This window comes from Enterovibrio baiacu, from assembly GCF_004120195.1.
Taxonomy (GTDB): Bacteria; Pseudomonadota; Gammaproteobacteria; order Enterobacterales; family Vibrionaceae; genus Enterovibrio; species Enterovibrio baiacui.
The window spans coordinates 335,871-355,916 of sequence record NZ_SCHN01000009.1; the positions used below are offsets into that span (position 1 = coordinate 335,871).

The following is a 20,046-nucleotide window of genomic DNA, read 5'->3' on the forward strand; positions in this document are numbered from 1 at the left end:
AAAATGGAACAGAATGTTCAAATGGCTAACGCTCCTGTTAGCGGGCAATTTGTAGATTTTCAGGGCGATCGTTTTTATCGCATTGAAAATGTTGATCACATGCAGCCTTTTTTTATGAGCATCGTATCGGCGAATGATCATTGGTTGTTCGTTTCTTCCACAGGTAGCTTGTCAGCAGGACGGAGTAAACCAGAGAATGCTCTGTTTCCTTACCGTTCTGTGGATATGATCCACGAGAGCGCAGACAACACTGGGCCGCGAACCTTTATCCGTGTCGATCACCAAGGAACACGTGTGACATGGGAACCGTTCAACGTCCAACAAGATGGCCGTTTTGACCTGAATCGCCATCTTTACAAAAACATCACTGGCGACAAATTGGTGTTTGAGGAAGTTAACCATACCTTGGGACTTTCCTTCCAATACAGCTGGGAAACCGGCAACACGTTCGGCTTTGTGCGCCGCTGTGAAATCGCTAACCTCACGGGCGAGTCACGCAGTGTTGAGGTGCTTGATGGCCTTCAAAACATCCTGCCTTGTGATGCGCCAATGGCCGCATTGCAGACCCGCAGTGCCTTGGTAGACGCGTACAAATGGAATGAGCGAGTGGGTGAAACCGCGCTGGCGCTTTACACAATGTACGCCAAGTTGAGCGACCGTGCAGACCCTGCAGAATCACTGCAAGCGAACACCGTTTTCTGTGTGGATTCAGACCAATCCACCTTGCTTTTGAGCAGCCAACAACTTCCTGCGTTCCGTCGCGGCCTTGCGTTAGAGCCAGAAACGCTCACGCGTGGCGTACGTGGCGCTTACATGATCCATAAAACCATCACGCTCGATGCGAACAGCAGCAACGATTGGTTGTTCGTGTTAGACAGTGATAAGAATCACACGGATGTGGCCGTGCTGAGATCGAAACTCGCACGCGGTCGTATTCTGCTTGATCTGATCGAAGATGACATTCAAGCCAACCGTAAAGAATTGGTCGCGCTGATCGGCGCAGTAGACGGCTGGCAGTACTCTGCAAGTGAAACCACCAGTAACCACCATTACGCCAATGTGTTGTTTAACAGCATGCGCGGTGGTGTGTTTGAGAACGGTTATGCGTTGCGCCGTGATGACGTGCTTCGAACTGCCCGTGCAACCAACGGCAAAGTAGTGCTGCGTAACCAATCTTTCTACGATGCATTGCCTGAGCAATTCACTCATGCTGAATTGGTGAAACGTGCAGAGCAATCTGACGACATTCAGTTGGTGCGTTTGTGCCTTGAGTATTTGCCGTTGACCTTTGGTCGTCGTCATGGTGACCCAAGCCGCCCTTGGAACCACTACGAAATCAAAGTGAAGGACAAGCAAGACCAACCTTTGCTGTCTTACCAAGGTAACTGGCGCGACATCTTCCAGAACTGGGAAGCGTTGGCACTGAGTTATCCTGGCTATATTCGTGCATTCATCACCAAGTTTGTGAATGCGTCTACTGTCGATGGCTACAACCCTTACCGCATCACCAAAGACGGTGTGGATTGGGAAGTGCTTGAAGCGGATGATCCTTGGAGCAATATTGGCTACTGGGGTGATCATCAGATCATTTATTTGCTCAAGTTCCTTGAGTGGTCTAAGCGTTTCGACCCTGAGCAAATGTCAGAAGATCTGACGCGTGAAATCTTTAGCTATGCAAACGTCCCTTACCGCATTGGTGATGCGAACACCTTGTTCAGCACGCCAAAAGACACCGTCACGTTTGATCAAGCGCTTCACGACAGAACCGTATTGCTGAGTGAACAATTGGGCAGTGACGGCCGTTTGATGCTGGATTCAGACAAAGAAGTGTACCTGGTTAACCTATCAGAGAAGCTCCTTGTCCCTTTGCTTGCAAAACTGAGCAACTGGGTTGTTGATGGTGGTATTTGGTTGAACACGCAACGCCCTGAGTGGAACGATGCGAACAACGCCATTGTGGGTAACGGTCTGTCAGTCGTGACACTCTGTTACATGCGCCGTTACGTTGAGTTCTTGCAAGGTGTGTTTGCGAATGCGCCTGATACTATCCGCTTATCAACGGAAGTGGCACAGTGGCTTTCTGATACGGCAGATATCCTGCACAAAGCGTCAATGGAAGTGAAGAACAAGACAGTCACACGCCAGACGAAGCGCGTATTACTGAATGACTTGGTTGAAGCGGCTTGTCGTTACCGTCGTCTCGTTTACCGTGACAACGGTTTCTCAGGAAAAACGACCGTCAGCAAATCAGACATTGATGCGCTGTTAGATTCAAGCATGCGTCTTCTTGATCGCAGTGCATTGAACAACGAGCGTGAAGACGGTCTGTTTAACGCGTATAACGTTGTTCAGTACTCTTCTGAGAGCCTAACGTCACTTGACCTCTATCCAATGCTAGAAGGGCAGGTAGCGGCGCTGAGCTCGGGTGCATTGAGCAGTTCGCAAGCGGTGTCGTTGCTCGACAGCCTGTTTAAGAGCGAAATGTACCGTTCTGATCAGAAGTCGTTCATGCTTTACCCAGACCGCGAATTGACCTCTTTCATGGATAAAAACCTTATTCCTGCTGAGAAGGTTCAAGCTAATCCGCTGCTGTCTGAAATGTACACCGTGGGTGATACGCGCCTGATCAACGTCGATAACCGTAGCCATTTCCACTTCAATGCAAACTTTGAAAATGAGGGAGTGTTGAAGCGTGCGATTGAAGAGGTACGTGCAGACTACCCTCACATCACCGATGCGCTGTTCAACAATGTGTTGGAGATCTACGAAGAGGTGTTTAATCACCGTGAGTTCACGGGCCGTTCAGGCACCATGTTTGGTTACGAAGGCCTAGGTTGTATCTACTGGCACATGGTATCGAAACTCTTGTTAGCCGTTCAAGAAGTGTACTTCACGAGCTTGCAAGAAAACCCACATAGCCAAGATACAAAGAAACTGGCGGCTTACTACTACCGTGTGCGTGATGGCATCGGCTTTAACAAAGCCCCGCAAGAGTATGGTGCATTCCCTGTTGACCCGTATTCGCACACACCAAAAAATGCAGGCGCACAGCAGCCAGGCATGACGGGTCAGGTGAAAGAAGAAATTCTGACGCGTTTTGGTGAACTGGGTATTTTGGTGAGCGGTGGGGCGATCGAAATTGCACCGACTTTGCTGCTGAAAAACGAGTTCAGTGAAGCACCTGTTGGCTTCAATTATGTTGGGCTTGATGGCAAGCTGGTTGACCTAGAACTTAACAAGGGTGAGCTTGCGTTTACCTACTGTCAGGTACCGTTTGTCTATCGTATGTCTGACGCAGACGCAATGAGCATCGAACTGGTGTTGTCAACGGGTGATGTGATTATCATTCAAGGCAACCTATTGTCGGCCTCAATCAGTAAGCAGATTTTCGACCGTACTGGTGAGTTTGCTCGCATTGTGGTGAATGTACCGGAAAGCATGTTATATCAGCCTGAATAACCGTGACGGATACACAGGCAAATAAAAACAGCCGCTAAATAGCGGCTGTTTTTTTGTTTGCGCGTTGGTGGTGAGTGAGTCGCTATTCGGTAAAGCTCTCTTTCTTCACAACTTGAGCAACGCTTGTGATGTTTTTCACTGATTTCCGTTCAATCAGGTTCGGAGAAAGACGGTTTTCAACGCCCGTACTTTTCTTACCATTCAAGATGTTAAGTACGCCTTTCGCCGCTTCTTTCGCCATCTCTTTAATGGGGAAATTAACGGTAGACAGGCTAGGTGTCATGTATTGGCTGTAAGTGTGGTTATCGAAACCCACAATCGACATGTCTTCACCCACGCGATAACCGAACTCATGGCAAACACCATATGCCGCAAGCGCGATACTGTCATTCAAGCAGAAAATTGCTGTCATGCTCTTGTCTCGGTCGAGCAATCGGCGCACGGCTGTATCGTTACCGCCGTGGTCAAAACGACCCTCAACAACCAAGTTAGGATCGTATTCCACGCCGTATTCTTTTAATGCATTTCGGTAGCCTTGCAAACGATCTCGGCTATCAATTTTGCTTAACTGACCGGTGACACAACCGATACGGCGGTGACCATTCAACAGCAAATGCTCGGTGGCAAGGAAACCACCCAGTTCATTGTCAATACAAATACACTGATCGGCAATCTCAGGAATATAGCGGTTCATCAGCATGGTGGCAGGCGTAACTTCAATAATATCAAGGATATCGCCATCGCTTAGCATGTCAGAGGTAAGGACTAAACCGTCAATTTTCTTGGCATTTAAGAAGCGGATTGACTCTTGCTCTTCTTGATACTGCTCGTGACCACTGGTGATGATCAGGTGGTAGTTTTGTTGACGAACAACCTTTTCGACGTAATGCATCAAAGGGCCAAAGTAAGGGCCATCAAAGGTACCAACCAGCATGCCAATACTGTGTGAGCGATTCGAAGCAAGTGCCTGCGCAAACGCATTGGGTTGATAACCAAGCTTTTCGATGGCATCAAACACCTTCACGCGGTTTTTCTCCTTCACGGTCTCGTGACCATTTAAGGCCCGAGAAACCGTTGATTGGGAAACCTTCGCGAGCTCCGCAACTTCTTTAATGGTGATCAATGTGTTTTCCTTCATCTTTAGTCTAAACAACCCTAGGATTTACGCTATTTTCATCTGAAAGCGCTTTCATGGCCTTCTCTTTCACTACGCTGGTGGGCTGTTTAATTGTCCTTCGATTTCACAAAAAATATGGCGACGTTACTGTTCAACGTACGGTTTCGAATAAAGGCAAAACCCTTGCCAAGTTTTTCATGTTCTCACGTTTATGTCATCCAGCCATGTATGGAAGGGACAAACGAGAGAATTTCATCTATGCCCAATGATGGCGCGACTTACTGCAAATAGAAAGCATTTAGGGTCAGTCAAGTCGTGAAACGTGAGGCGGTTTGCCTATATCGCCTCGATATAACCATTTTAATATGCATGTAGTTTCTAACCTATTTCGTCATGACGTATCGTCCCAGAAAGGCGACTTTCTGAAATAAGCTGATTCGAGGCATTAAGGTGTGGGGCAATGAATCATAAATGAAACAGACTGACGCGTATTTTGTAAGGAAACAGCCAGCGCCTTTGACGCTGGCATGGGATGCAGCGGCGTTAGCCACAATATAAGGAGGGATTAGCGATTCACGAATTCAATGGCGTTTTCTAATTCGAACTGGCTAAAGACAGTAATGCCATTTTCCCTGAGTAATGCCGTTGTTACGCCATGCCCTGCGATTTTTTCACCCGCGAATTCACCGTTGTAAATTTTGCTGCTACCGCAAGAAGGGCTGGCGTCCGTCAACACTGCAGCACGAATGTTGTTTTGCTTGCACAAAGCCAGTGCGTTCTGCGCACCAACAACGAACGCGTCGGTGACATTCGCGCCCGTCTGGGTGATGACTTGAGCACGTTGTTCAATGACATCGATCCCCGCGCCTTGAACGATTTCTGCTGGCGTGCGAGGTGTAGAGAGGCCGCCGGACACTTCTGGGCAAATGGCAACGAATTCGACCAATTCGGACAACCGTTGAAATGAAAGAGAATCTAAACCGAGGTTGTTTCCGTCATAGCGAACATTTTGTCCAAGCAGACAAGCACTGATTAACACTTTTTCCATGAATAAGGTGTTTTAAAGGCAGATTGGGGTTGGGGGGATACTACCATCACTGGTTATTTCCGTCAGACAAAAACATCTTATTAATGATAATTTAGTTGAGACAAAGATGAGGAAAATCAAGGTCTACAGCGATTTATTGTTGCTTGCTAACGCAATTCCGGCTCAGTTTTGGGAATTTTTTTCGCTCAGAAAGTTGAGAAAACGTGAATTCGGTCAAATAATTTAAGACTCACACGGAGGGAACAAGTCTATGTCTCAAATGCTAGAGCAGTATCCAGTTATCAATGGCCGCGAAATTCATGTGAGGGCGTGGAACCCCGAAGGGGGCGAGACTGTCATCTGTTGGCACGGCTTGGCGCGTAACGGTATTGATTTCATGGCATTAGGCGAAGATTTGGCAGCCAAAGGCTACCGTGTTCTGGTGCCGGACACACTTGGAAGAGGCCTGTCTGAGTGGGCGCAAGACCCGATTAAAGAATACAACTACGCGAACTATACTGACTTGGCCGTGAAGTTGATGGATTTCTATTCCTGCGACCGTGCGCATTGGGTAGGCACGAGCATGGGTGGCATCATTGGGATGTTGCTTGCCTCGAATCCCACACACGAATCGCGTATCAGTTCATTGATATTGAACGATGTTGGCCCTGAAGTACCGGATGATGCCTTAAAACGTATCATCAGCTATGTGAAAACACCCATGACGTTTAAGCGTTACAGTGAGATCTACCAGTATCTGCAAACCCTTTATCATCCATTTGGTTCTCACACCGCGGAGCAATGGCAAACCATGATTGGCGCGTCTGTTCGTCGGTTAGACAATGGGGCGTATACCACACATTACGATCCAAGAATTTTGGATGCTTACTCAGAGAGTTCGCCATCAATGAACTTATGGCGTCAATTTGGAAAGCTCAAGCAACCGCTGATGCTTATGCATGGTCTGCATTCTGATGTGCTGACGAAGCCGATTGTGAAGCACATGAGGGAGGTTCAGCCTACCATGTCAGTCAATTACTACTTGGGCTGCGGACATGCGCCAAACTTGTTCTTTAAATCATACCGTCATGATGTCACGCACTTTATTGATACGCACCCCATCATCGATATGCAGGAAGAGCAACGCGATGCGAGTTAGTCGCGGCTTCTCACGATACCTAAAACATTTCCTATTGCTTTGCATCGTCTGTCGTTGTGCACTTACCACTAACAGACGACGCAATGCGTTCAGGGACTATTTTCCAAAAGCTCAGTGCTGACTCGATGCCCAAAGGTGTAAAAGCTCCGTTGCAATGGTTGCGCCGGCGAGCGCCGTGATTTCTGAGTTATCAAACGGCGGGCTGACCTCCACCACATCCATCCCCACAAGGTTGATGCCTAGTAACCCTCTCAAGATCCGAAGCGCTTTGTCTGAAGTGATTCCGCCGACCACAGGTGTGCCGGTTCCCGGCGCGTAAGCAGGGTCGAGGCAATCAATATCAAACGTAATGTAAACCGGCATGTCTCCCACAATCGCTTTGATATGAATTGCAATGTCATCGGGTGTCATGTCATTGGCGGCTTCTGCACAAATCACGTTAAAACCATGCCCGTCTTTTTCATAGTCAGTACGGATGCCGACTTGCACTGATTTGTTTGCATCAATCAGCCCTTCGCGCGGCGCATGGTAGAACATGGTGCCGTGATCATATCGGCTGCCTTGGCTGTACGTGTCGGTATGCGCGTCAAAGTGAATCAACGCCATCACACCGTGTTTATCGTGGTGCGCGCGAAGCAAGGGCAGGGTAATGAAATGGTCGCCGCCGAGTGAAAGCAAGGTTTTGCCCGATGCCAATATTTTGGTCGCAGCGCCAGCGGCTGTGTTGCAAAAGTCTTCGCTGTCGCCACAGGTAAAGATCAGGTCACCCGCATCAACAATGTTGCAACGTTCACGCAGATCAAACGGCCACGGATACCGATGGCCTTCCCACGCCAAATTGACAGATGCACGACGCACGGCATCTGGGCCTAATCGCGCGCCTGAACGGCCCGTTGTGGCCATGTCATAAGGCATGCCGAGCACAACAACATCTGCGTCTACTTGAGTGGGATCTTGCACCATGGGTAAGCGAAGAAATGAGTAGGCATTCGAGTAAAGGGAATCATCTTTTCGAGCGAATATATTTTCCATAGCAATGACTCTCACGTGTTTTCATTTCAGTGTTCGTGAAACAAAGATTTTAGCTGACATTTTTATCAATGATTTTTTCGAGAGTAAGAACTTGATGCAAACTCTCTTAGTCTGATGCGTTGAGGGGAGGGCTTCGATGATGGCTCGCTATCCGGCAACGGGGCGAAGTGCATTTTTATGCGGTTGAACGGTATCGTATGCAAGATGGACGCGAGTTTTGCAATGTTTAAACCGCCGACGTGATGGATGTTGGCTTTGTTTTGTTCTGACTGATTAAATTAACATAGATGCCTTAATTGTTGGTCTATATAGAAAGGATTATCTATTTCAGCTATCGAACATTGAGGGAGCAAGTATGGCAAGGTCACGGACAAAGAAAAAACCAAAAGTTTGTTTGGTGTTACAGGGTGGCGGCGCGCTGGGGGCGTATCATATCGGCGCGTACAAAGCGCTGGAAGAAGCGGGATTTACGCCTGACTGGTTTGCAGGCATTTCCATTGGAGCGCTGAATGCCGCAGTGCTCGCAGGTAATGCACCAGAACAACGCCTAGAAAAACTGGACGCTTTCTGGCAGCGAATTTCTCGCCCGGGCACTGATGCGCTGCTTCTGCCTTCCATGGCTGCGAGCTTCAACATGGCCAGTGTTTCCCAAGCGCTGACATTTGGCCAGCCTGATTTCTTTGTCCCACGTGCCATTAACCCTTGGGTGGCTTCACCGGGCGAGGCTGCGACAAGTTTCTACGACACAACACCGTTGTTTTCCACGCTCAACGAACTGGTGGATTTTGAACTCATCAACAGCAATAGCAGTGGTGTCCGCCTTACGGTTGGTGCAACGCGCGTAACGGACGGCGAATTGGTTTTCTTTGACAGCGAATCCGACACGTTTACCGCCGCACACCCGATTGCCAGTGGCTCGCTACCCCCAGGCTTCCCTGCGACACAGATTGGCAATGACCATTATTGGGACGGTGGCGTGGTATCCAACACGCCGTTAAATGGCATTCTGGACTTGGCGGAAGACGAAGATTTGTTGATTTTCATGGTCGACCTGTGGAATGCCAATGGCGAGTTACCGCAAACCATGAGCGAAGTGCTGTGGCGAGAGAAAGAAATACAGTATGCGAGCCGCACATGCGCGCACATTGAAGCGCTAATTGCTAAGAAAAACTTAGATCAATTGCTGGCTCATTCCCCAGCGGTTGTTGATAGCAAGCAAGTGCCAGACGTTACCAACCTAAAAGACGGCCCCAAGATCGATATTGTGCACATCACGTTTGAACCGCTTGCTGGGCATAACCCAATGAGCGATACCGAGTTCTCTCGACGTTCGATTCGTTTACGCAGCGATGCAGGCTATGAAGACATGAAGCAAGCGATAGACGCTTCCCCCTGGACGCAAGAAAATGAAGGACTGCCTGCTCATGTATACCGACGAGCTAAAGATGGAAGTTGGTTAAAGGCGAGCAAGAGTAAGTTGAAGAAAGTGTCTTAGAAAGAGAACGAAGAGCCCACCTAAAATGCTTCTGAGGTGGGCTTTTTAGATGCGTTGAAATATCAAAATCTGAATTTAACACCAAGGTTGAAGGTGTTGATATCAGCATCGATATCATCTGCAAATTCTACCTTCGCTGCTTTGTAGCCTGCAGTTACCATTACGTTTTGGGAAAAGCTGTAGCCTGCCTCAATCCCATAGGTATATCCAAATTCACTATCACTGATGCTAACAGTTGTACCATTTGATGTTCCTTCTGCATCATAGCTGTAAGAGCCGGCACCCAGAACACCTGATACAGAAAAACCCGAATCACTAAAGTAGTACGTGGGTTTAAAGCTAAGAACAATTGCAGAGAGGCTCGCTTCGACATCAACCCCACCTTCTGAAATCGAACCATCGCCAAAATCATTGATTGATGCTTCAAACCCGAAATCGATATCTTTACTGATCGGAAGAAGATAGCCCATGTTGATATTGAAACCGCCAGATCGATCGTAGGTTCGAGCTGTGCCGTCGTTAACGTCATATTCCGATGAGAGGAAATCAATACCAATGTATAGGTCGTTGTCATTTGCATATGCAGCTGAAGGTGCTGTAACTGCAAGTAATAAAAGCGCTTTCTTAATGAAACTCATGTTAGTTCCCTTTAACAGCCAATCTAAATGTCCTTGTGATGAGGCACGAAATCACTCATCAGTTAACACAACGATAACAAATGTTCTTGTCGGCCAGTGACTCTGATTTGAGAATGAAGAAAGCGCTTTCTTGTTTCGGATGAAATCGTACGATTGCAGATCGGTAGATGTATAAGCCGACGCTTAATGAAAAAAAGCCCCATAAAGGGGCTATTTCGTTGTGAGGCTTTGTTTTAAATCGTTTGCGAGATCTTAAATCGACTCACAGATTGGTTAAACTTACTGACCAAACCATTTACCTCTCGCGCTGAACCTTGCACGTCTGATGCGGAACGGTGGTTGTTTGATGCCATGTCGGCGATATGTTGGATACGATTAGCAAGCTCACGGTTTGCGCTGGATTGTTCATGCAAAGCGCCTGATACATCGTCGATGATGTGAATAAGATCCTGCGACATTTGGTGCATCTCGCGAACCCGTTGTTCTGCTTCATGGGTTTGCGACATGTTGCTGTTCACCACGGTCACGCTTTCTTCAATATGACCGACGGTGGTTTCGATGCCCGTTCGGAGCTCTTGAATCGTCGACGCAATTTGTTTCGTCGAATCTGATGTTCTTACAGCGAGGTTTCTGACTTCATCTGCAACGACAGCAAACCCGCGCCCTTGGTCACCCGCACGAGCGGCTTCAATGGCTGCGTTCAACGCCAGCAGGTTGGTTTGCTCTGCGACATCGTTTATCACGCTAATAATGCCTTCAATCTCTTTCGAGTGATGATCAAGCTCAGACACCGCAGAACTCGAACGCTGAGACTTTTCTGACATCTGATCCATGTTAGAAATCGTGGCGCGCATGGTGGAGGCACCTTGCTTCGCTTGCACACCACTTTCGTTAGACAGCGATTTCATTTTATCAGCATCGTGAGAAATGATGCTGATGCTCTCAGCAAACTGTTCAACCAAGGCTGCAATGCTGCCTGTATCTTGCGATTGCTGAGTAGAAGCACCGACGATGTGATCAGAGAGGTTTTCGAGCTTAGAAACTTCCTGATTAAGCTGATTCGCACCTTGTGATATGCCAAGTAACGTTTCTTCAAATGCATTCATGAGATTGTTAAACGCGCGACCTAAATCAGTGATTTCATTCTTGCCGTTCAAACGAGAGCGTACGGTTAAATCAAGATTCACCTCAGCCGTTTGTAACATGGTTTTCAGACGGTTTATTGGTGACGTAATGCTGTGGGCAATGGATGTTGATAGGCCAATGAGGATAAGTGCAATGAGGGCAACCAGAAGCAGCAAACGTTGTACGTCTTGATAAAAAGTTGCGTCCAAGTCATCGACATATAACCCGGTGTTTAACACCCAGCCCCACGGAGAGAAAGGCAGTGAATAGGCGATTTTAGGGTAGGGTGTTTCATCTGAACCTGTCTTCTTCCAGTGGTAAGCGACAAAACCACCGCCGTTTTTAGCCATCTCGACCTGTTCACGAATGATGTAAACACCATTGACGTCTTGAAGAGATTTGAGGTCCCTGCCGATAAGGCTGGCAGTGATAGGGTGGTGAACCATGGTTGAGTTCATATCATAAATCATGAAATAGCCGTTATCACCGTAGCGCATAGCATCTAAAGCGCTAATGGCGCGTTGCTTGGCTTCTTCCATTGATATGTCACCCGCTAACGCTTGCTGGTGGAGTTTTGTAACCAGGGTTTCGGCGGTCTCAACGAGCACTTGAATTTGGTTTTTTCTCTCATCCAACAGGTTCTCATGTTTGATCATGAGAGACACAATGGTGACTGAAATTAACGACAGTACCGATATCACAATGATCAGAGATAACCGTTGCCGTATTGAAAGGGCTCTCATAGGGTCCGTCCTCTATTCTTCGTTTAAATGATTCAAATAATGAATAAATACAGCATTGAGTCTAGCAACGAAGAATCACTTCGCTCGTTTTTTATACATATAGTTTGATAACGAGACGTGACAGTTGAATGAAATGCTTTTTGTTGGCAAAAATAGACAAAATGATTAGCGTGCTTACACCGATTATTGCTCTTACATTGTTATAGGAACGAAGAATGATGAATAACAAAATGACGGGCTTTCTTGCGATGTCTCTTGGTGCCTTATTGATTGGGTGTAGCGCGACCGAAGAAAGCACATCTACAGCGCCATCACTGAACATGGCTAACCCTGCTTCAGTGTATTGCGACAGTGTGGGCGGAACATCGAAAACGCGAAAAGATGAAGCGGGCAATGCGATGAGTATGTGCCAGCTGCCTGATGGGACGGTCGTTGAGGAATGGGCCTTGTACCGAGAAAATCACGGTGACAATGCCAAATAGGCTTGGTGAATGGATGTGAACGCATCGTAAGTTGTGTTGCTGTTTTTTGTGTTACGGGTTGCGTGATAGGGGTGGTTTGGTTAATGGGTGATGGTGATAGAAGCGTTTCCACTTAAAAAGTGTGCCTATATCACATTTGGCTATATGCGAGTGTCAGCCTTTGGTTTAGACTAGCGCGTCTTTACCCATTCCAACCGAGGTAATAAAACATGTCTTTACCAAATTGCCCACAGTGCAACTCAGAATACACTTACGAAGATGGCGCACTATACGTATGCCCAGAGTGTGGTCACGAGTGGTCTCAAGATGCATCTGCAGATGCTGACGACGTAAAAATCATCAAAGATTCGAACGGCAACGTTCTTCAAGATGGCGACACTGTAACGGTTATCAAAGACCTGAAAGTGAAAGGTTCTTCACTGGTTGTTAAAGTGGGTACCAAAGTGAAAAACATCCGCCTTGTGGATGGCGACCACGACATCGATTGTAAAATTGACGGCGTTGGTGCGATGAAACTGAAATCGGAATTCGTGAAGAAGGTGTAATTCACCTGTCTCGCATCATGTTGTCGCGTTGACGATATGAAAAGAACCGCGCCGTTGAGCGCGGTTTTTTTATGGGCAAGATTCTTGGAGCGTGTGTTAGCTCATCACCATGTTGACTGCCATGGCTAACAATAATACGGCAAAGACTTTTTTGATGGTTGGAACGGGCAGGTGATGTGTCGCTTTGGCTCCTAAAGGGGCAGTAAACCAAGATGTACAAACAATGCCGAATAAAGCGGGAAGATAGACAAAACCCAAAAAACCGTCCGCTAAAGCGAAGTGCGCACTTCCCGAACTGATGTAACCAACAGAGCCGAACAATGCGATCACAATGCCGCATGCCGAGGCGCACCCAATGGCCTTTTTCATATCCAGTGAGAAAAACGTTAATAGAGGAACCAAAAGCGCACCACCACCGATACCGATCATGGCAGACAAACCGCCCGTGATGGTCGTGAGTAAGGTTAACACGCCTTTATTGGGCATTTGACGATCAGTCGCGGCATCATTCTTACGGCTGCTGTAAAACATTTTCAATGCGATAAGCACAACGCTCACGGCAAACACTGTGCGCACCACATCCTCAGGCAGCAGTGCCGCCATAAATCCGCTGATCAACGCGCCAAGGGCAACACCTGTCATTATCCAGGGGGCTAAATCCCAAGGGACATTGCCGTTCTTATGGTGAGCGAGTGCAGAGGACGTTGACGTGAATAATATCGATGCCAGTGAGGTCGCGATCGCAACGATGACGACTTGCTCAGAAGGTAAAATCGCAAAATGAAGCAAGATGCCACTGAGAACAGGGACAATAACAAGGCCTCCGCCAATACCTAACAGCCCAGCTAAAAAACCGACACCACTGCCCAGCAGCGCGCAGTAGATAAACAACAATAGCAATTCACTCATTCAATTCACTTTTTAATATTTATGGGAGGTTAAAAATAAATACCGTTCAATCCGTATTTTGGATTGTGAATATAACCGACCGTTGGTGATGTTTTCAAATGAAATAGATCATGAATATTTCTCATGATGATAGTGAAGTAAAACCATTGTAAATCTGATTTTTAACCACGTATAAATTAAATTGTCTTTCGAGTTTAGATAAATATAACCGCGTTAAATAGTGGGTTATAAGCATGTTTATGATGGACGCTGAAAATTTTTCATTCCGAGCGTGAGTGCCGTGAAGAGCAGAACTCTCGGAAACAAGCAAATTTAAGCCGTTGGTTAAGAAAAGGGTGTCAGATTACGATGAATAAAGCATTTACATTTACGATTAAGAGCATTTGTCTCGATGAGAACTACCATCCTTCAGATAACACGCGAATCACCACCAATTTTGCTAACTTAGCAAGAGGGGAAAGCCGTCAAGAGAACTTACGTAACGCTTTGAAGATGATAAACAATAGCTTCAATGCCTTGGCGCATTGGGACAACCCTAGAGGTGATCGTTATTCTGTAGAGCTTGAAATTGTATCCGTTGACATGGGTATTGTGAGCCACGACCAAGCTTTTCCTTCAATAGAGGTATTGAAGACAAACATCGTCGATCATAAAACCAATGAACGCATTGAAGGCATCGTCGGAAATAATTTTTCTTCTTACGTTCGTGACTACGATTTCAGCGTATTGCTATTGGATCATAATAAAAATAAACAAGGGTTCAGTATTCCTGATAACTTTGGTGAATTACATGGAAAACTCTTTAAATATTTCTTGAGTTCCGATGAATACCAACAGCACTTTAGTAAGCCGCCTGTTATTTGCCTCAGCGTGTCGGATAATAAAACCTATTATCGCACTGAGAATCAGCATCCTGTCTTGGGTTTTGAATATCAGCCGAACGATTCATCGTTAACAGAGCAATATTTTAAAAAAATGGGTCTGCAAGTGCGCTATTTCATGCCGCCTAACAGCGTCGCGCCTTTGGCATTTTATTTTGTGGGTGATTTACTCAATGATTACACCAATCTTGAGCTTATCAGCACCATCAGCACGATGGGGACATTCCAAAAAATCTATCGACCTGAGATCTACAATGCCAATGCTGTTGCAGGAAAGTGCTATCAACCCAATTTGAAAAATTCAGACCATTCGCTCACTCAAATTGTTTATGACCGTGAAGAGCGAGGTCAGTTAGCGGTTGAACAAGGCAAGTTCGCAGAAGAGCACTTCATTAAGCCTTACCAATCGATTCTTGAGAATTGGTCAGCGCAATACGCGTTGTAAGTCACTCATTAGATAGCAGAATTTATGATGAAAAAATTATTACCTACCTCGACTGCAGGCAGCTTGCCTAAACCCTTATGGCTGGCACAACCCGAGACACTTTGGTCTCCTTGGAAATTGCAAGATGAGGAATTAGCGCAGGGCAAACATGATGCGTTACGTTTATCATTGCAAGATCAACAGCACGCAGGGGTTGATATTGTTAGCGATGGCGAACAAACACGCCAACACTTCGTCACAACGTTCATTGAGCACCTTAATGGCGTTGATTTTGAAAAACGCGAAACTGTTAAAATTCGTGATCGTTATGATGCAAGCGTACCCACTGTCGTCGGTGCTGTGAGTCGCCAGAAGCCGATTTTTGTCGAAGATGCTAAGTGCTTACGCAAACAAACCAAGCAACCGATAAAGTGGGCGCTACCTGGTCCTATGACCATGATCGACACACTTTATGATGCGCACTATAAAAGCCGTGAAAAACTCGCGTGGGAATTTGCCAAAATCCTCAACCAAGAAGCAAAAGAGTTAGAGGCAGCTGGCGTCGATATTATTCAATTTGATGAGCCAGCATTTAATGTCTTCTTTGACGAGGTCAATGATTGGGGGATAGCGACCTTAGAACGCGCCATTGAAGGGCTGAAATGCGAAACCGCCGTCCACATTTGTTATGGCTATGGCATCAAAGCCAACACAGATTGGAAAAAGACCTTGGGATCAGAGTGGCGACAATATGAAGCAATCTTCCCTAAGCTGCAGCAATCCAACATTGATATTATTTCTCTCGAGTGCCACAACTCTCGAGTGCCTATCGAGTTGCTTGAGCTTATTCGCGGTAAGAAAGTGATGGTAGGGGCGATTGATGTCGCGACGAACACCATTGAGACGCCAGAAGAAGTCGCGGAAACCTTGCGAAAAGCGCTCAAGTTTGTTGATGCAGAAAATCTTTATCCATGCACCAACTGCGGCATGGCGCCTTTATCTCATGATGTCGCGAACGCGAAGTTAAAGGCACTTAACGCAGGCGCAGAGATCATCCGCAAAGAACTGTCTATGTAGTGCGGCAGGGATGATGGGAATGGTTGGGCTTGGATCTTAGTGTTCAAGCTCATCGCCATATCACTTACTTGACGTAGCGTAGTGCAGCATCAAAAACAAAACGCTGCTTATTGTTTGTCTAAACCACTAACTGCTTTAGTTCTGGCGAAATAAAGAAATCTTCACTTTGTGATAAATCATTCAACGGAAGTCCAGCCTGATACATCCAAACTTAAGCCGATATCCTTTGGTTTGTGTCTGAGTAAAGATCTTAAATACATCGAAACCTTTTTTAATCTTTTTTCGATATAACAAGTGATTATGTGAAAATGTAAATACGATGGATTCAGATTTTATTGTCTTTAAGCCATCTATTAATATCATTGCAGATAGAACCAAACTCTTCGACAGGAAGTACTCTGGCAGACATGGGGATTTTTTCATTGTTGCAGACAATGACTACTCTTGTCCCGCCATCATTGTCAGTATCTATCACAGCCTTTTCAATCTGAATTAGGGGTATAACCCCCTTTTTATTAAAAAAAGGATACTGGATGTAGTAACTAAGGTTTTTCTCGATGCTATTAAACGTGAATTCACTGTTCAGCGACCAGACCCTGTAGAAAAATAGTATGGTCAGTACGATGACTGTGATCGCCAAAAACTGTTTTCCTTGGTTGTGTTCTGCAGAAAAAACCCATAAAAAGGCGTCTTTCGATAGTAATAGGAAAGCAAGAATCCCTAAAATGACATAAGTAGGCTTAGAACCCTGAGTCACGATAAGCCCACCATTTTCTGTGTGTTGAGTTCTCATGTTTGTTGCCTCAAATGTCGAAACTATTTAAAAGAAAGCCAAATAAAATAGACGGGAATGGATAGAAAAATAAGCACGATACAGACTTCATGATTTGAAGAACCCTCTGCCCACGCTATGGCTCTTTTTGACGAAGCGAAAAACCCGATACAAAGACAACACAACCCAACGAGAGCGAGCAACAGTAAAATGATGAGTCCGAACAATTCATCTGAACCCCAAGAAGTGAATACCAAGCTTGATATGGAAATAAAGGTTCCACCCATTGTCACAAGGTAACTTCGAGCAAAAATACTCTCATCGAGATTAGGAAGCCATTTATTGGCCTTCATTTTTCATCCTTTAGGTGCTGTGAGGCTGGCAGTTTCGCCACGTCTACATGTTTTGTCTTGTTAACGCTTCGTCTGAATACGATACAACCCTGCTTGGGCCCTTATTCGATTATCTTCAACTTGTGACGAACTCTCTATGTCAGAAAATAAAGCCTGAGCCGTGTCTAAATTTCCTGATGCTTCTGCTTCCATTGCTGTATTTAGTTTCTCGAACTCAGCGTCAAATGCGTCTTTGTCTTGATTGATAAGTTTCCATTGATCTGCAGTAAGTGAAGGCCGTAGTTTGCAGATAGCATCGTCAATTTCAAACATATTTGATAAAGCGTTACCTACTGCTTTTAACATCACCTCTTTGTTTAGACCTTCAACATTTTGATAAAGTTGTCCAGTAGAGCTAAGTGAGTTCGAAGCTAGTCGTATTAGGTGCAATATTTTTTCTGAGCTATCCATTTCTTTCCTTGGCGAGAGTGGGACGCGATAAATTATCAACATAACATTTTCATTCATTATGTTAATGACACTTTGATTAGCTTATGAAGCGGCAAAGCATCCCGTTTATGACCTCGTTAGGGCTGCGACTTACCCGCTAACGTTTTGATACTAGGGTTAACAAACCAAACAAACCATATAGAGAGTGCGTTCAACGTCAGAAGCATACTCAATATGAAGTTATTTTCATTTAAATGTGCGGCGCCAAAATCAATAAATAAAGAGGTTACACCTATGGGTGGGAAAAGAGTCACAACCGCTACTACTGCATTAGGTAAAACTAACTTAGCACTCATAATGCTGGGCACCTTGTATGATTGATTGCCTTTATGAAAATACTTGTGAAGATCATATGTTCTATCAATCCCGCTCATAACCGTAAAAATCAGACTCGGTATAACAAGAATGAACGAATAAAAACCAACGATCTGGGAAGTTTCGGTATTGAATGACCGACAAACACCTAAGACAAAGAAAATCACTACTAATGATACTGAGTACCAATAGCCAAGCTTCTCTCGAACATACTTGAAAAACTCTGCTCGCTTCATCTATATCCCAAACAGTATATTCAACCCTAAAGTGGGGAGATTAAACACACCATCTTGTCCAATAATAACGATGCAAAAAAATCAAAAATCACCCACGCATTCAATCCTAATGGGCTTTCATTGCCTGTATTTCAAATGTTGGTAGAAATACCCCAAAACAGCACACGTCGGTATTATGCCCCACCTCGGTAGGTGCTGAATGTATCAACAGTGGAAACCCGAACATCCTTTCTCGCTCAGCGCTTTTATAAAAATACTTCCATACTCAGTGAACGAATCTGATTGGTTATCGTATTGATGGAGTACAGATAACAACAAGGAAACGCATTGTGGCTGAGTTTGATGATGGTAAGAAAATCCCGAGTAATCGTTTGAGCCGTGTGGGTATGTTTGGTTCTGTCGTGACGAAAGTGGCAACGAACATGGCGGCGGAGGGGGCGAAACAGATGCTCTCAGGTAAGCGCCCAAAGGCGAAAGATCTCTTACTTACACCGAAGAACATCAGCAGCGTGACTGACCAACTCGCGCAGCTTCGCGGTGCAGCCATGAAAGTGGGGCAACTGTTGAGCATGGATGCGGGCGACGCACTGCCCAAGGAGCTGACGGACATTCTCGCCAAGCTTCGCTCCAACGCTTCGCCCATGCCAGCAAAGCAACTCGCGGATGTGCTTGCGCAAGAGTGGGGGGCAGATTGGCAAAAGCATTTCGTATCATTTAACTTCAAACCGATTGCTGCAGCATCTATCGGCCAAGTCCATTTTGCTTATGGCGACGATGGCGGCGAGTTGGCGGTGAAAGTGCAGTATCCGGGCATAAAACGAAGCATCAGCAGCGATGTCGATAACGTTGTGACCTTGCTTCGTCTTACTGGGTTAGTGCCAAAAGAAGTGGACTACAAAGAACTTCTCGAAGAGGCAAAGAAGCAACTGCACGATGAAGCGAACTACTGCTTGGAATCAGACATGTTGCAAGCGTTCGCTGCGCACCTCAAAAACGATGAACGTTATTTGGTGCCTCGAGCGGTTGAAGCATTAACGACGCCCTCTATTCTCACCATGTCCTATGAGCATGGCGAACCGATTGAGTCATTATCGGGCTTGCCTCAGGACGCGCGAGATACTTTGATTGAAAACTTGTTCCATTTACTTTTTCGAGAAGTGTTTGAGTTTCAACTCGTCCAGACTGACCCTAATTTTGCCAACTATTTGTACCAAGTGGACACAGGCAAAATCGTGCTGTTGGATTTCGGCGCGACACGTCAATATCCTGATTACATCAGTGAGGGATACCAAAAACTGCTTAGTGCCGCGATGGAAGATGACCGAGAGGCAATGTCGGATGCGCTGAAGCAAATAGGCTTTTTCAGCCAAACCATTTTGCCTGAACAACAAACGGCGGTGGTCAACCTTGTTGCAATTGCATGCGAGCCGCTGAAATACGATGGCGATTACGATTTTTGCATAAGCGACCTCGCCTTGCGTATTCGTGAATCAGGGATGGCGTTGAGTATGGAACAGGGGTATTGGCACACCCCGCCAGCAGATGCATTGTTTCTTCATCGAAAAATTGGTGGGTTGTATTTGCTTGCGGCGAGGTTGAATGCGCGCGTCAATATTCGTCGCTTGTTCACACCATTTATATTGTCAGTTGCATTGCGTGCGGGCGAACATAAAGCGGCAGGGTAACACCTCGTCGCTCCGCTGTTTTGTTCCTTGGTATATTTGTTCTACCTAACAACTAGAACGCGAATTACGGGTTAAACCTCAAA

17 protein-coding genes are annotated in these 20,046 nt (G+C 46.0%); 8 read left to right on the forward strand and 9 right to left on the reverse strand.

The genetic code is table 11. The features are described 5' to 3' along the window. The first annotated feature begins 3 nt into the window (after positions 1-3). Entirely contained in the window at positions 4-3,459 is a 3,456-nt protein-coding gene (locus EQP46_RS11065; protein WP_129493693.1) for a hypothetical protein, read from the forward strand. 82 nt (positions 3,460-3,541) lie between these two features. Here EQP46_RS11065 and EQP46_RS11070 read toward each other — a convergent pair whose 3' ends face one another. Both EQP46_RS11070 and EQP46_RS11075 read right to left on the reverse strand, forming a co-directional pair. Then, entirely contained in the window at positions 3,542-4,582 is a 1,041-nt protein-coding gene (locus tag EQP46_RS11070; protein WP_129493694.1) for a LacI family DNA-binding transcriptional regulator, read from the reverse strand. A gap of 559 nt (positions 4,583-5,141) precedes the next feature. After that, complete coding sequence (locus EQP46_RS11075) at positions 5,142-5,624, reverse strand: 2-thiouracil desulfurase family protein (RefSeq protein ID WP_194956770.1); 483 nt, start codon at positions 5,622-5,624, stop codon at positions 5,142-5,144. 250 nt (positions 5,625-5,874) lie between these two features. On the opposite strand from EQP46_RS11075, the gene EQP46_RS11080 reads away from it, so the two are divergent. Continuing rightward, positions 5,875-6,762, forward strand: a complete 888-nt coding sequence (locus EQP46_RS11080; RefSeq protein ID WP_129493695.1) for an alpha/beta fold hydrolase — start codon at positions 5,875-5,877, stop codon at positions 6,760-6,762. 111 nt (positions 6,763-6,873) lie between these two features. Here EQP46_RS11080 and speB read toward each other — a convergent pair whose 3' ends face one another. Next, complete coding sequence (speB, locus tag EQP46_RS11085) at positions 6,874-7,794, reverse strand: agmatinase (protein ID WP_129493696.1); 921 nt, start codon at positions 7,792-7,794, stop codon at positions 6,874-6,876. Positions 7,795-8,149: 355 nt separating this feature from the next. On the opposite strand from speB, the gene EQP46_RS11090 reads away from it, so the two are divergent. Then, complete coding sequence (locus EQP46_RS11090) at positions 8,150-9,289, forward strand: patatin-like phospholipase family protein (protein ID WP_129493697.1); 1,140 nt, start codon at positions 8,150-8,152, stop codon at positions 9,287-9,289. A gap of 62 nt (positions 9,290-9,351) precedes the next feature. Here EQP46_RS11090 and EQP46_RS11095 read toward each other — a convergent pair whose 3' ends face one another. Beyond that, the gene (locus tag EQP46_RS11095; RefSeq protein ID WP_129493698.1) at positions 9,352-9,927 is read right to left on the reverse strand and encodes an outer membrane protein; all 576 of its coding nucleotides are present in this window, start codon (positions 9,925-9,927) and stop codon (positions 9,352-9,354) included. Positions 9,928-10,160: 233 nt separating this feature from the next. Continuing rightward, entirely contained in the window at positions 10,161-11,795 is a 1,635-nt protein-coding gene (locus tag EQP46_RS11100; RefSeq protein WP_192545493.1) for a methyl-accepting chemotaxis protein, read from the reverse strand. A gap of 215 nt (positions 11,796-12,010) precedes the next feature. On the opposite strand from EQP46_RS11100, the gene EQP46_RS11105 reads away from it, so the two are divergent. Together EQP46_RS11105 and EQP46_RS11110 are read left to right on the forward strand one after the other, a co-directional pair. After that, a complete protein-coding gene (locus EQP46_RS11105) occupies positions 12,011-12,277 on the forward strand; it encodes a putative hemolysin (protein ID WP_129493699.1) in 267 nt (88 codons plus the stop codon). Between the two features lie 209 nt (positions 12,278-12,486). Further along, positions 12,487-12,822, forward strand: a complete 336-nt coding sequence (locus EQP46_RS11110; protein ID WP_017014763.1) for a zinc ribbon domain-containing protein YjdM — start codon at positions 12,487-12,489, stop codon at positions 12,820-12,822. A 96-nt stretch (positions 12,823-12,918) separates the two neighbouring features. Here EQP46_RS11110 and EQP46_RS11115 read toward each other — a convergent pair whose 3' ends face one another. Further along, complete coding sequence (locus tag EQP46_RS11115) at positions 12,919-13,731, reverse strand: sulfite exporter TauE/SafE family protein (protein WP_129493700.1); 813 nt, start codon at positions 13,729-13,731, stop codon at positions 12,919-12,921. Between the two features lie 348 nt (positions 13,732-14,079). Between EQP46_RS11115 and EQP46_RS11120 the strand changes: the two genes are divergently transcribed. Together EQP46_RS11120 and EQP46_RS11125 are read left to right on the forward strand one after the other, a co-directional pair. Continuing rightward, positions 14,080-15,057, forward strand: coding sequence for a DUF1852 domain-containing protein (locus EQP46_RS11120; RefSeq protein WP_129493701.1), 978 nt, complete (start codon positions 14,080-14,082; stop codon positions 15,055-15,057). 27 nt (positions 15,058-15,084) lie between these two features. Beyond that, the gene (locus EQP46_RS11125; protein ID WP_192545499.1) at positions 15,085-16,113 is read left to right on the forward strand and encodes a methionine synthase; all 1,029 of its coding nucleotides are present in this window, start codon (positions 15,085-15,087) and stop codon (positions 16,111-16,113) included. A 325-nt stretch (positions 16,114-16,438) separates the two neighbouring features. Here the strand turns inward: EQP46_RS11125 and EQP46_RS11130 are convergent, their stop codons facing one another. The 3 genes from EQP46_RS11130 to EQP46_RS24305 all read right to left on the reverse strand — a co-directional run bounded on the left by EQP46_RS11130 (position 16,439) and on the right by EQP46_RS24305 (position 18,278). Further along, positions 16,439-16,906 (reverse strand): hypothetical protein, encoded by a 468-nt coding sequence (locus EQP46_RS11130; RefSeq protein WP_129493703.1) that lies wholly within the window; start codon positions 16,904-16,906, stop codon positions 16,439-16,441. Positions 16,907-17,298: 392 nt separating this feature from the next. Continuing rightward, the gene (locus EQP46_RS11135) at positions 17,299-17,688 is read right to left on the reverse strand and encodes a hypothetical protein (protein ID WP_129493704.1); all 390 of its coding nucleotides are present in this window, start codon (positions 17,686-17,688) and stop codon (positions 17,299-17,301) included. Between the two features lie 116 nt (positions 17,689-17,804). Then, positions 17,805-18,278, reverse strand: coding sequence for a hypothetical protein (locus tag EQP46_RS24305; protein ID WP_205685928.1), 474 nt, complete (start codon positions 18,276-18,278; stop codon positions 17,805-17,807). Between the two features lie 329 nt (positions 18,279-18,607). Here EQP46_RS24305 and EQP46_RS11145 point away from each other — a divergent pair, with 329 nt between their 5' ends. Beyond that, entirely contained in the window at positions 18,608-19,963 is a 1,356-nt protein-coding gene (locus EQP46_RS11145) for an ABC1 kinase family protein (protein ID WP_129493706.1), read from the forward strand. Positions 19,964-20,046: the final 83 nt, after the last annotated feature.

Coding starts and splice junctions, on each gene's coding strand:
- EQP46_RS24305 (WP_205685928.1), bottom strand. CDS start 18,278: ATGAAGCGAGCAGAGTTTTTCAAGTATGTTCGAGAGAAGCTTGGCTAT.
- EQP46_RS11110 (WP_017014763.1), top strand. CDS start 12,487: ATGTCTTTACCAAATTGCCCACAGTGCAACTCAGAATACACTTACGAA.
- EQP46_RS11090 (WP_129493697.1), top strand. CDS start 8,150: ATGGCAAGGTCACGGACAAAGAAAAAACCAAAAGTTTGTTTGGTGTTA.
- speB (WP_129493696.1), bottom strand. CDS start 7,794: ATGGAAAATATATTCGCTCGAAAAGATGATTCCCTTTACTCGAATGCC.
- EQP46_RS11120 (WP_129493701.1), top strand. CDS start 14,080: ATGAATAAAGCATTTACATTTACGATTAAGAGCATTTGTCTCGATGAG.
- EQP46_RS11115 (WP_129493700.1), bottom strand. CDS start 13,731: ATGAGTGAATTGCTATTGTTGTTTATCTACTGCGCGCTGCTGGGCAGT.
- EQP46_RS11080 (WP_129493695.1), top strand. CDS start 5,875: ATGTCTCAAATGCTAGAGCAGTATCCAGTTATCAATGGCCGCGAAATT.
- EQP46_RS11135 (WP_129493704.1), bottom strand. CDS start 17,688: ATGGATAGCTCAGAAAAAATATTGCACCTAATACGACTAGCTTCGAAC.
- EQP46_RS11125 (WP_192545499.1), top strand. CDS start 15,085: ATGAAAAAATTATTACCTACCTCGACTGCAGGCAGCTTGCCTAAACCC.
- EQP46_RS11095 (WP_129493698.1), bottom strand. CDS start 9,927: ATGAGTTTCATTAAGAAAGCGCTTTTATTACTTGCAGTTACAGCACCT.
- EQP46_RS11105 (WP_129493699.1), top strand. CDS start 12,011: ATGATGAATAACAAAATGACGGGCTTTCTTGCGATGTCTCTTGGTGCC.
- EQP46_RS11075 (WP_194956770.1), bottom strand. CDS start 5,624: ATGGAAAAAGTGTTAATCAGTGCTTGTCTGCTTGGACAAAATGTTCGC.
- EQP46_RS11100 (WP_192545493.1), bottom strand. CDS start 11,795: ATGAGAGCCCTTTCAATACGGCAACGGTTATCTCTGATCATTGTGATA.
- EQP46_RS11065 (WP_129493693.1), top strand. CDS start 4: ATGGAACAGAATGTTCAAATGGCTAACGCTCCTGTTAGCGGGCAATTT.
- EQP46_RS11130 (WP_129493703.1), bottom strand. CDS start 16,906: ATGAGAACTCAACACACAGAAAATGGTGGGCTTATCGTGACTCAGGGT.